Origin of the sequence: Phyllobacterium chamaecytisi (assembly GCF_020164455.1) — a bacterium.
In the GTDB taxonomy this organism is placed as follows: Bacteria; Pseudomonadota; Alphaproteobacteria; order Rhizobiales; family Rhizobiaceae; genus Phyllobacterium; species Phyllobacterium chamaecytisi.
In genome coordinates this window covers 1-12319 of sequence record NZ_JAIQWW010000027.1, presented here as the reverse complement: position 1 = coordinate 12319, position 12319 = coordinate 1, and the positions used below count along the sequence as shown (strand labels likewise).

At 52.5% G+C, this 12319-nt stretch carries 10 protein-coding genes; 6 read left to right on the top strand and 4 right to left on the bottom strand.

Annotated features, from left to right (window positions below):
* The first annotated feature begins 104 nt into the window (after positions 1 to 104).
* Positions 105 to 536, top strand: coding sequence for a hypothetical protein (locus tag LB462_RS27855; RefSeq protein ID WP_112526299.1), 432 nt, complete (start codon positions 105 to 107; stop codon positions 534 to 536).
* A gap of 44 nt (positions 537 to 580) precedes the next feature.
* On the top strand, positions 581 to 1096 hold the full coding sequence (locus LB462_RS27850; RefSeq protein WP_224514800.1) for a VOC family protein: 516 nt from the start codon (positions 581 to 583) through the stop codon (positions 1094 to 1096).
* Between the two features lie 41 nt (positions 1097 to 1137).
* Here the strand turns inward: LB462_RS27850 and pip are convergent, their stop codons facing one another.
* Entirely contained in the window at positions 1138 to 2088 is a 951-nt protein-coding gene (pip, locus tag LB462_RS27845; protein ID WP_224514798.1) for a prolyl aminopeptidase, read from the bottom strand.
* Between the two features lie 227 nt (positions 2089 to 2315).
* Here pip and LB462_RS27840 point away from each other — a divergent pair, with 227 nt between their 5' ends.
* Complete coding sequence (locus LB462_RS27840; protein WP_224514796.1) at positions 2316 to 2987, top strand: response regulator transcription factor; 672 nt, start codon at positions 2316 to 2318, stop codon at positions 2985 to 2987.
* Between the two features lie 11 nt (positions 2988 to 2998).
* Here the strand turns inward: LB462_RS27840 and LB462_RS27835 are convergent, their stop codons facing one another.
* Positions 2999 to 6490, bottom strand: coding sequence for a hybrid sensor histidine kinase/response regulator (locus LB462_RS27835; protein WP_224514794.1), 3492 nt, complete (start codon positions 6488 to 6490; stop codon positions 2999 to 3001).
* Positions 6491 to 6714: 224 nt separating this feature from the next.
* Between LB462_RS27835 and mscL the strand changes: the two genes are divergently transcribed.
* Positions 6715 to 7131 carry a large conductance mechanosensitive channel protein MscL gene (gene mscL, locus LB462_RS27830; protein WP_224514793.1) on the top strand — a complete coding sequence of 139 codons (417 nt, stop codon included), beginning with the start codon at positions 6715 to 6717 and terminating at the stop codon, positions 7129 to 7131.
* 112 nt (positions 7132 to 7243) lie between these two features.
* Entirely contained in the window at positions 7244 to 8410 is a 1167-nt protein-coding gene (locus LB462_RS27825; RefSeq protein WP_224514792.1) for a pyridoxal phosphate-dependent aminotransferase, read from the top strand.
* A gap of 8 nt (positions 8411 to 8418) precedes the next feature.
* Here the strand turns inward: LB462_RS27825 and hemA are convergent, their stop codons facing one another.
* Both hemA and alc read right to left on the bottom strand, forming a co-directional pair.
* On the bottom strand, positions 8419 to 9696 hold the full coding sequence (hemA, locus tag LB462_RS27820; RefSeq protein ID WP_224514789.1) for a 5-aminolevulinate synthase: 1278 nt from the start codon (positions 9694 to 9696) through the stop codon (positions 8419 to 8421).
* A gap of 126 nt (positions 9697 to 9822) precedes the next feature.
* Entirely contained in the window at positions 9823 to 10833 is a 1011-nt protein-coding gene (gene alc, locus LB462_RS27815) for an allantoicase (RefSeq protein WP_224514788.1), read from the bottom strand.
* Positions 10834 to 10956: 123 nt separating this feature from the next.
* On the opposite strand from alc, the gene galE reads away from it, so the two are divergent.
* Positions 10957 to 11949 carry a UDP-glucose 4-epimerase GalE gene (gene galE, locus LB462_RS27810; RefSeq protein ID WP_112526278.1) on the top strand — a complete coding sequence of 331 codons (993 nt, stop codon included), beginning with the start codon at positions 10957 to 10959 and terminating at the stop codon, positions 11947 to 11949.
* Positions 11950 to 12319 lie beyond the last annotated feature (370 nt).

Sequence of the window (12319 nt, the reverse complement as noted above, 5' to 3'; positions counted from 1 at the left end):
GCAAAGGGCAGACTGAACGCCCGTAACAGAAATATCGCCTGACTTCAGATTTTCGGCGTATTATTTCGTCAGGTTCTTGAGACGTAAATGTTGGAGGTTCATCCATGTTAGGAACACGAACTTTACTCATCGCGCTAGCTGGTTCCCTATGGTCGTTCGCCGCCACGGCACAAGAAGCGACGACTTATACGCTTCAGAGAACCGATGACGGCTATGTCCGCATGAACAACAAGACTGGCGAAATGTCGATCTGTCAGGAGAAGTCGGATCAGCTTATTTGCAAGTTGGCGGCTGAAGAGCGGGCGGCGTATGAAGATGATATTGCCGATCTCAAGACGAGAGTCGCAAAACTTGAGGATACGGTTGCAGGCATGGGCAAGCTGCCGCCAGTTGTTCGAGATGCTCTTCCATCCGATGAAGATTTTGAAAAAGGACTGAGCTACATGGAGAGGTTCATGCGTCGCTTCATGGGGATTGCCAAGGAATTCGAGGACAAGAGCAAGCCTGCAAATCCGGAGTCACCGCAAAAAACCTGATCTCGGAGTGACAGGAGATTGGCAGGAGGCAAGGCTTCACAGAGTTGTTTGTTCTTGATTTGTTCGATAATTTAATAGACTTTAACCGCTTGAAATTCTTCTCTGGGAGCGGTGAGATGATTGCAGTGCCAAGACTGATTGGAGAGGTATCGATACGGCTTTTTGTGCGCCATGGCGATCAACAAAAGGCTCTGGATTTCTACGAAAGTGTTTTCGGAGCTCAAGTAGTCGGACGACCCTATCTTCACAATGGCGAACTGATCGCTGCTGAATTGCGCATGGGTGCATCAGTGGTAATGATTGTTGGAGCCAATCCCAAACGCGATGCGGATGCTTCGCTTGGCGGCCCAAGATCTGTTCACGCCATCGGAGCAACGCCGGTCATGCTAGATATTCATGTGGATGATGTCGATCGCGTGATGCACCACGCGATCGAAGAGGGCGGCAATTTACGCAATGAAATCGAGACGCTGGATAGCGGCGATCGCGCCGGAGTGCTTACCGATCCGTTCGGGCATCTCTGGGTTGTCAAATCAAGGCGTAAGCACATCGCTGCATGAATGCAACCGGCCACCACACGAGCCGATTGCGGAGAGCAGGATTACGTAGCAAAACGTTTGGTCGCGGCGATTAATTCATGCACGATGCCGGGCTCGCTGACCGCGTGGCCGGCATCTTCGACAATGCGCAGATCAGCTTCCGGCCAGACCTTCTTCAAATGCCAGGCATTGAGTAACGGCGTGCACATATCGTAGCGGCCGTGCACTATCACACCGGGGATTTCGCGGATCAAATGGGCATTGCGTAGGATATGGTCATCCGTGTCGAAGAAGCCCTTGTTTTGGAAGTAATGGCACTCAATGCGGGCGAAGGCGATAGCGAAATGATCGTTTCCAAACGCTTCTTCGCGGGCCGGGTCTGGCAACAATGACAAGGCCGAACCTTCCCAGCGTGCCCACAATTTTGCAGCAGCCAGCTGGATTGCAGGGTCCGGGCCGGTCAAACGCTTGTAGTAGGCGGCAATCATATCGCCGCGCTCTTCTTCAGGGATATGCTCTTGATATGCCTCAAAACGATCTGGATAAATGATGCTTGCACCGTTCGAATAGAACCACTCAATCTCGAAACGCCGAATCATGAAAATGCCACGCAGAATCAGTGCGCGCACGCGATCGGGATGAGTTTGCGCATAAGCGAGTCCAAGAGTGGAACCCCAGGATCCGCCAAAAACCTGCCACTTGTCGACGCCGAGATGTTCGCGAATGCGCTCCATATCGGAGACCAGATCCCAAGTCGTGTTTTCATCCAGTTCTGCATGCGGCGTCGATTTCCCGCAACCGCGTTGATCGAAAAGTATGATCCGATAACGTTGAGGATCATGCAGGCGTCGCATCGTCGGATTGATCCCACCCCCGGGGCCACCGTGAACCATAATCACCGGTTTTCCATCAGGATTGCCGCATTCTTCAATGTGAATGGTATGCAATTCCGATACTTGAAGCATCTGTTCCAGATATGGTTGGTTCTCAGGGTAAAGAGTATTTGTAATCATTCATCCCGCCTTCAAGAATAATCCCCACAACGAATAATCGCTCGGGAATGAGGTTTTGCCAAGGCATTTGAATAGACTAGCTTAATCGCCGTGCAAGCTTTCTCCATTCGAAACTTTGACACGTGTTAAAATGCTCTTGATATATCAGTCGATTTGGCTTTAGTCGTTAGCATTACGGCTTTTGGATTAGAACTTTTAATTTTTTTAACGTTAAGGACTTTTGAATAATGAAATATACATTTGTCATCGTCGACGATCATCCTCTATTCCGTGGCGCCCTAAAGCTCGCGCTGACGTCAAAAACTAATGATGTCGAGATCGTCGAAAAAGGCGATTTGGAAAGTGCGAAGGCATACATCCAAGGATCTTCAGACATCGATCTGGTACTTCTAGATCTGTCGTTGAACGGCATTGGTGGGCTAACTGGCCTTATCAGCTTGCGCGTGCTGCAACCAATGGTTCCGGTGGCAATTGTTTCTGCTACCGACGACGCGGTCACAATTCGTGCTGCTCTGGCACTCGGTGCTGCAGGCTTCATTTCCAAATCGTCCAGCCCCGAAACCATCAACGAAGCTGTAAAAACTATACTTGACGGACAAATCTGGTCGCCGTTGGTGGGCGACGAAGTTGGGGAACTCGACCCAGAAATCGTTGAACTTATATTGTGCATGCGAAAGCTGACGCCGCAGCAAGGTCGGGTGCTCGCGATGATGGCCGATGGTATGTTGAACAAGCAGATTGCGCATGAACTTAACGTCTCGGAGGCGACTATCAAGGCGCATGTGTCCGCCGTGCTTTATAAACTTGGCGTCGAAAGTCGGACTCAGGCCGTTATCCGGTTGGCGCGTTTCAAAGAGGAGGTGCTTCCAGTTGAAGCGCCGACGACCGGACTTCACTAATTTGCCGTGGATTATTCCGCTGCAATTGCCTGACTGAAATGCGAGAGCAGTGCGCGCAGAATAGCAGGGCGCACGGGTTTATTGATAATCGAAATATCCTCTAGCAACGCGCGTTCCCGCACGTGATTCGAGCGGTCAGCAGTGATCAATGCTGCTTTGAGATGTCGCTGCAAGTGCTCGCGGATATTTTGAATGACGTCGAGTCCGTTTTCTTCGTCCAGATTATAATCCGCCAAAATAACGGCTGGGATTGCTACAGGGTTTTCGACGCAATAGGCTAGCAAAGTCTTTCCGCTTTTGAAGGGCAAGACCTGGCAGCCCCAAGTCGTCAGGAGTTCCTGCATGCCGGCAAGCGATCGCTCATTGTCGTCGACGCACAGGACTTTAAGCCCGGTCAAGACACTAAAAGGTTTAACCGTCTGCGTTGCTTCGATCGTGGGTAGAACCGGCACGTTTGAGGCTACCATAGTAACTGAAAAAACCGATCCTTTGCCGACTCTCGATGTGACAATGATCGACAGGTCAAGGATCTTTGCGATGCGCTCGACAATGGAAAGCCCAAGACCGAGGCCATCGGATTCTTTCATCCCTTCCGGCAACCTCGAAAACTCGCGGAATATATGGTCAAGCTTGCCGGTGGGGATACCAATACCAGTGTCGAGAATTTGCAACTCTATGGATTTGCCACGCCGTCGCACTCCAACCAAAATCTTTCCTGACCGGCAATATTTGATGGCGTTCGACACCAGGTTTTGAATGAGCCTCCTCAAAAGGTTGCGGTCCGTCGCAATGACTGCCGAACTGGCAACTATCCGCAGATCCAGGCCTTTTTCTCGAGCCGTGGGTGCAAAATCCCGCGCAATTTGTTGCAATAACGCATCGAGACGAAAGACAGAAATGACGGGCTTTAACGCACCCGTATCCAATCTTGAAATGTCGAGGAGTGCGCTGATGATGGACTCGACCGCTTCAAGCGACGAATCAACGTTGCTGGCAAGCTCCTTTTCGCGCGAATTTCCAAGCTGCTCCATCAAGGAAGAGGAGTAGAGGCGGGCAGCATTCAGTGGTTGGAGAATGTCATGTCCAGCATCGGCAAGGAACCGTGTTTTACCGAGATTGGCTTCTTCGGCTCGTCGTTGAGCCTTTCCTAGTTGTTGATTTGCCAGCGTGAGCTCTGCCGTACGATCGCGTACACGCAACTCCAGTGACTCATTGGTCTGGCGCAACAGATTATCGGCGTTAACTGCATTTGTCACATCGGTGAACGTTGTCACCAAGCCGCCATCTGGTATCGAGTTGGAGCGGATCTCGATCGTCTGGCCGGTTCCTTTAAGCTTGATGCGCCAGGGAGCTGAAATGTCGGTAAACTGTTCGGTGAAGGTCTTATTCGTAAAGTCCGCGAGATCGTCACGCTCGTATAGATACGAGAGTATGCGGTTAAGGGGAGTGCCCATCCGTTGCAGCTCTTTTGGAAGATCGAGGATGAGGCGGAACTGCGTATTCCAGCAACTAAGCCGATACTGTCGGTCGAAGACGCTGATGCCCTGATCCATCTGGTCTAGCGCTGTCTGCAAAAGGTGGCGGTTCTGCGCTAGCGCGTCGGTAGCGTGATCAAGCAAGATCTGAGCACGACGCTGGGCTGGGCCGGTGGGGCCCATAGCCAAGGAAAGGATCATACGCGCCGAAGGTGAGCCGACAATGCCCGATAGCAACTGCTCAGCGAAGTGTACAGTCTTGAAATCTGCTGCATCACTACCCTCGAGTGCGATATTTTCCTGCTTATGAAAGGATTTGAAAGCGAGGTCGGTTTGTTCGTTGCCAATATATTTCGATATTGTCATTTTGAGCTGATCAACGGTCACACTCGGCTGGAGACTTCCGACAGCATTCATCGACAAGGCGGCGTCCGCAATAAATATCGAAGCCTGGATGCGTTCAAGCGGAGTGGCGCTTCTGGAAAGCGAGCCGGCGATAAAGAGCGCGATGTTGACCGATAAGCTCCAGAACAGGGAGTTTATGTAGTTGCTGGCCTCTAGGCCGAACAGGGCGTGGGGTCGGAGGGCGGCTAGGCCGAACGGACCGTCCACGACAATTGATGATCCGCTGTCGAGCATGGTTGGCAGCACCATTGTGTAGGCCCAGACGCAGAAGCCTGCGAGCATCCCCCAAATCGCGCCCCTTGCCGTGCCTCGGCGCCAGAACAGCCCGCCAAGTAGTGGTGGTAGGAGCTGCATCATGGCAATGGCCGAGATCAGTGCCATGACAGCGAAGTCGACACGAACAGAGACAACAAACTGATAGGCAAATGCCGCGATGAGAATTCCTATAAGAGCTGCTCGTCTCAAATTGGGGATAATCTTGGTGAAATCCTTTGCAATCTCCGGCGAGTTGATATTTGCCCGCCTAAGTAGTACCGGCAGGATAAGATCATTCGAAATCATGACCGAGAGTAAAATCGACGGAGCGATTATCATCGTGGTTGCGGCGGATATCCCCCCAGCAAAAGCTACAATGGCAAGCCAGTGCCGTCCTGCGGCTAAGGGCAGTGAAAGAAAGTAAAAATCTGCTGATGCTTGTGCCGGGAGGACCATCGATCCGATTGCAGAGATAGGTAATACGAATATGCCGATAATCAGCAGGAACAATGGAACAAACCATCGAGCCATGCCGAGTTCGGAAGCGCCCCGATTCTGGACGATCGTTAGATAGAACTGGTTGGGCAGCAACAAGACAGATGACGCGCCGATCAATATCAGGCCGAAGAAATTGCCGGCTGACATACCTTGCTGAAGCGCAGGTATGTCGGGTTGCTTCACTATGAGCCGGGTAAAAATTTCAGTCGGTGAACCAAATAAAAATGTAACTGCGGCGATTCCGACCAGTACGAAGCCGGTAAATTTGATGACGCTGTCAACAGCCAAGGCATGGATGAGCCCCTCATATCTCTCCTTGAAATGCGGCGAGCGGGCGCAGTAGAAGACTGTGAATAGACCGATACCGATCTCTACTGCGACTATGAATAGATGCAGCCTGTGCTCATCGAGAATGTCATTGGGATCAAAAACGCCGCTAAAAACGTCAATCAAATAGTGAATCGCCGTCATTTGCAGCGAAATATAGGGGATGAGGCCGATGGTGGTAATGACGGTCACCAGGGCAGCAACAGTAAAACTTTTGCCGTACCGCGCGCCGATGAAGTCCGATATCGATCTGATACCTTCTGATTTTGCCAACTGGACGATCTTGCGCAGGAGCGGAAAGCCCAGGGTGAAAACAAGAACGATGCCAACATAAAGACCTGCAAACTCGATGCCGTGCTTTGCGGCATAACTGGTGGATCCGTAGTACATCCAGGAGCTGCCGCTCGCAGCCAGACTCAAGGAATAAAGGAGTGGGCGCGAGCTGTTGCTCTTCGCTTCAGTCTGTTGATCAGCCGACTTGATCACCCAATACTGTATTGAAAAGTAAACTATTACGACCAGTGATGCAGCCAAGGCCATCATGGGCCAAAACCTTCCGTCATCTTCCGTTAGCCGCTTCCCATCCAAATAAACTTTGGGTCAGCCGGAACTAGCATAATGTGCTGAGGCGACCCCTAATACTGTTAGAAAGAGCAAACACTCTCTTAATATTCTAAAAACTTCTGTTACTGTCTCTTGGTGCACCACAAGCATCGCTAGGGACAGTTTCGCCTGCAATAACACACAATACTGGAGAGTGGTATATCATGCTGAAGGAATTCAAAGAATTTGCCTTGAAGGGAAACATGGTTGATCTCGCCATCGGCGTGATCATCGGTGGCGCTTTCGGCAGGCTGGTCGAGTCGATCGTCGCTGATCTCATGATGCCGATTATTGGTCTCATGACCGGCGGTATTGATTTTTCTAACCTCTATCTCCAGCTTTCAGGTGCACCCGCTCCAACGTTGGCAGCTGCCCGGCAAGCGGGGGCCACTATCGCTTACGGCAACTTCATCACCCTCCTCATCAACTTCCTGATCATAGCTTGGGTTCTTTTCATGGTGGTCAAGGCCATGAACACTTTCAAGAAGAAGGAAGCTGCGGCCGATCCTGCGCCTGCGAAGGAAATCCTCATTCTTACCGAGATCCGCGATCTCCTCGCCAAAGACAGATCGAAGTCGTAACGCCAGGATACGTCGCCTGCCATCACTCGAAGTGATGGAAACATCACAAATATACGCGTGCCAACAGCACCCCATTACGTTACGCCTTTCACGATATTAGCGGAGTAGCGGAATGGGTCTTTTCGAGTATTTGCGTCATGAGGCAGCGGTTGCGCCAGAGAGCGGCATCGTTGCCGTAATGAATCACGGCCGGCGTCAAGAAGGTGTCATTCCGCTGTGGGCCGGGGAGGGCGACCTACCAACGCCCGACTTTATCCGGAACGCTGCCAGTAATGGTCTCGCCAATGGTGAGACATTCTATACGTGGCAGGCTGGTATTCCCGAACTGCGCCTGGCCCTTTCCGACTATTACAAACGGCATTTCAACGCAGAGCTTCCTGCTGAGCATTTTTATATCACCGGCTCCGGCATGCATTCGATTCAGCTCGCCATCCAGGCGACGGCAGGTGCGGGAGACGAAGTTGTCTATCTTTCGCCGGCGTGGCCGAACTTTGCCGCGGCTGCTGGTGTGGCTGGTGCTACGCCGGTCCCCGTTGCACAGGATTTCACAGGCAATGGCTGGACGCTCGATGCCCAGAAGATCCGCGATGCGATCACTCCACGGACCAAGGCGCTGTTCATAAACACGCCATCCAATCCAACGGGCTGGACGGCGGACATCGAAACGCTAAAGGAAATCCTGGCTATTGCCCGTCATCACGGCTTGTGGATCATCGCGGACGAAATCTACGCACATTTCTACTATGGCGCCCGTCGCGCCCCGTCCTTCCTTGATGTAATGGACCCGGATGAACGCGTTATTTTCGTCAATAGTTTTTCGAAAAACTGGGCGATGACCGGCTGGCGCATAGGTTGGCTAACGATACATCCCTCGCTCGGCAAAACGATGGAAAACCTCATTCAATATTCGACCTCTGGCGTTGCCCAATTTATGCAGCGCGGCGGTGTTGTTGCGCTTGAACAGGGCGATGATTTTATCCGCATGCAGGTGGAGCGGGCGCATCAGGCGCGGGACATTCTTTGTGCAAAGCTTGCGGCAACGGGCAGGGTGCGCTTGGCGCCGCCGGCTGGGGCATTCTATCTGCTGTTCGGCATTGACGGAATTACCGATTCCTACCGCGCGGCCTTCGATATCGTCGACCAGGCAAAAGTTGGGCTTGCGCCGGGAACCGCATTTGGCAACGGAGGAGCAGCCTATCTTCGCCTATGCTTTGCCAGGCGGATCGATCAGGTAGAAGAGGCAGCTGCCCGTCTTGCGGAATGGATCTCTAAACGCTGAAGCTGGCGTTAACCGCCGGCCTTGGAAATAGCGAGCGTTACCACGCGGTCACTGGTCTCGATAGATGGTGCGCTCTCCTTTGAGAAAGGAATGCCTAGCGCCGTCCAGACCTCAACCAGTGCATCCTTCAACTCAACGACGAGTTCATTCGAGTGGAACGGCGTCGGCGTGATACGCAAGCGCTCGGTGCCGCGTGGTACAGTCGGATAGTTGATCGGCTGGATGTAAATGCCATGCAGGTCGAGTAGCCGGTCGCTGGCCTTCTTACACAATTCAGGATCGCCGACATGGATTGGGATGATGTGTGTCTCAGATTTCATAACCGGAAGATTGGCCTGCGCCAGCACATCTTTGGTAAGTTGTGCCTGACATTGATGCCTTCGCCGCTCTTCCTGAGATACTTTGAGGTGCCGGATAGATTGCGTCGCTGCGGCTGCGATAACCGGGGGAAGTGCTGTCGTGAAGATGAAACCAGGCGCGTAGGAGCGTACGGCGTCGATCACGCTTTTGGAACCGGCGATATAACCGCCCAACGTGCCGAAAGCCTTGGCCAGCGTACCTTCGATAATATCAATACGGTGTGACAAACCTTCGCGATCGGTGATGCCTCCGCCCCGATTGCCATACATGCCGACCGCATGAACCTCGTCGATGTAGGTCATGGCGTTATATTCGTCTGCCAGGTCGGCAATGGCAGCGATAGGAGCAATATCCCCATCCATCGAATAGACCGATTCGAACACAATCAGCTTCGCGCGTTCCTGGCCTGCGGCCTTCAACAGCTCTTCGAGGTGGGCGAGATCATTGTGGCGAAAAATCTTCTTTTCTGCACCTGAACGGCGCACACCCTCGATCATCGAGGCGTGGTTCAGCTCGTCGGAAAAAATGAGGCAATTTGGCAAAAGCCGTGCAATGGTCGAAATCGAGGCTTCATTGGAGACGAAACCGGAGGTGAAAACCAGACCCGCCTCCTTTTGGTGGAGATCAGCCAGCTCTATTTCAAGTTCGACCAGTGGGTGGTTATTGCCGGAAATGTTGCGCGTGCCGCCTGCACCAGAGCCCATGCGGCTCGACGCATCATGCATTGCCTTGATGACGTCTGGATGCTGCCCCATGCCGAGATAATCATTGGAGCACCAGACCGTAATTTCCCGAATATTGCCGGCGTCACGCCAAAGCGCACGCGGAAATTTCCCAACGATCCGTTCCAGATTAGCAAAGACCCGGTAGCGCTTTTCAGCGTGCAACTGGTCAATCGCGTCTTCGAAAAACCGACGATAGTCCATGAATTGCTCCTGTATCATGAACTTACTAGCGTTTTTGCCAGCCAAAATCCATGACGAGATTATGGGCAATTTGCCACGGTTAAAGCGAAACTCTCTTCACTAATTGTATAATGCGCAGGCAAACGGTCAAATAGTGCCGAAAACACGTAAACGACTGACACCGCCATCAGGGAATATATTGAGACGTACGTGGCTGACACGGCTTGCTGATACAAGATCGTTCGAGCTGAAGTCATGAACGGCATCCATGGAAAGTTTCTTCTCAGGCAAGATTTCCTGCCAGAACATTGAGGATGTGACAATCGACTGGGAAAGCCCGCCGGATACCGGTCCGAGATCGGCTCCATGGATAGAGCAGCGATCTGGATAATTCCCCTTATAATGCGCTGTGTCGACAACAACGCGGCTTATCTGACCGGGATGACCGAGTTGAACGATGATCCAATCATTACCAGGCTCGCGGCGTCGGCGAGTTTCCCATCCGTCGCCCATGTTGATGCCGCGGCCTGGAGACAAAAGCCGATGTAATGCGCCATAGTGCGCATCGGAATATGCAACGACACGTCCGCCATTTAAAGCGGAGGCAAGGTCTATTTCCTCATTGACGGGAATTTGCGACCAGTCACGCCATGGCTCGCCATAAACCCGAAGGCGCGCAATGCCGCCATCTGGGTAGATAAGCAGACGAAGATGTGTCCAGACACCCTTGTCAGCGCACACAAAAAAATGGTTGCTCGATGGTCCGAGTGGGCTTTGCGGCAAGAGTTCGAACCATGCGGTAGCGTCGGTCGGCTCAGTCTCGGATATGCAGGCTTCGATTGAACAAGCGGGCGGATAATTTCCGGTAAAATGGCTGGTATCGACGTCGAAACCATAGATGATCCCGGGAGCCGCCAGCTTGATGACAGCAAAATCATGGCCGGGGCCCCGCTTGCGGCGGGACTCCCAACCATCCATCCATTTGCCGTGATCATCGTATTTGTCCGGAATGAACACAGCCGGTGCATCGAAAAGCATCCGCTCTACTGGAGCGAAAAAATAGTCAGTGGCAAAAATGGCTTGGGCACCTAGCCCGGCTGAGGCAAGATTTATACGGTTCGTTGCAAACCCGGGCAGTATTTCGTGGGAAGACACCATTGCCGCAATTCGTCCTAAAAAGCTACTGTATCTCGATTACGTGAGTAACGAGCTTTGCACACCTGCTTAAATGCGGCAAGATGAGCGCAAGGCGGCATAAATGGAGATTAAGGGGCTTTGGCTATGACAGTGTTGGTGACCGGAGGCGCCGGATATATCGGCAGCCATATGGTCTGGGAGTTGCTGGATGCTGGTGAGTCTGTGGTCGTTCTTGATCGGCTCTCCACAGGATTCGATTGGGCGATACCTAGCGAGGCAAAGCTCGTTGTTGGTGATATTGGCGACCAAAGCCTGGTCCGTGAGACGATCGAACGCAACTACGTCGATGCGGTCATTCATTTTGCGGGTTCCGTCGTTGTCCCGGATTCGGTTCGCGATCCACTTGCCTATTATGAGAACAATACATCAAAAACTCGGTCACTGATCGAATCAGTCGTAAAATCCGACGTGAAGAATTTCATCTTTTCGTCGACAGCAGCGGTCTATGGCGATGGCGGGATGACTCCGGTCACCGAGGATGTTCCGACTCAGCCGCAATCCCCTTATGGTGTGTCGAAGCTAATGTCCGAATGGATGCTCCGCGACACTGCGGCCGCGCACGATTTTCATTATACCGCGCTACGTTATTTCAACGTTGCTGGCGCCGATCCAAAGGGGCGGACCGGCCAATCGACCAAAGGCGCAACGCACCTGATCAAGGTTGCGTGCGAGACAGCCCTTGGAAAGAGGCGTTATATGGAAATCTTCGGTCATGATTTTCCAACGCCAGACGGTACATGCGTCCGCGATTACATCCACGTCAGCGACCTCGTTGCGGCGCATCGTCTGGCTCTCGAGCGGTTGCGGGAAGGTGGCAGCAGTATGGTCGCCAATTGCGGATACGGTCGCGGGTATTCGGTGAAGGAAGTAATCGAAAGCGTGGAGCGCGTGCATGGTTCGCCCATTGACGCACGTCTGACCGGTCGCCGGCCCGGCGACGCGGCTTCCATTGTCGCCGATAGCAGCAAGGCCCGGGCCAATCTTGGCTGGGAACCCAAGCTCGATGATCTCGACAAAATCGTCGAATCTGCGCTTCGGTGGGAAAAATCTCTTCAGCATCGCAATACCAGACGCTGAAAGCGCTACTTTTCCTCGTTTCTTCTTTCAGCGGCTGTGCGGATTGGAAAACTGTATAAGACTAAAGACTGCGTCGCAGCGACACATTGCTTTAGACGGCTCAAGGCCCGAAAAGGGAACCTTGTTCGTAGTGAATGGGTTTAGTCTACGAAGGAAAGTTGGAGTTTAAGCAACGATGGACGGCATTAACCGGCCCAACGAAAAAGAACTTTCAAGGATCTTGCGACGACAGATATCCCAATCGTCCTACAGATCGGCGATACGTGCTGCCGGCATATACAAGATCGAGGAGGCGGTTCCTGAAAGCCTTCTTGATCAGCTCAGGCGGCTTGATGAAGCTGAAAAGAGTCGGCGCGCTTAATCGCAGCCA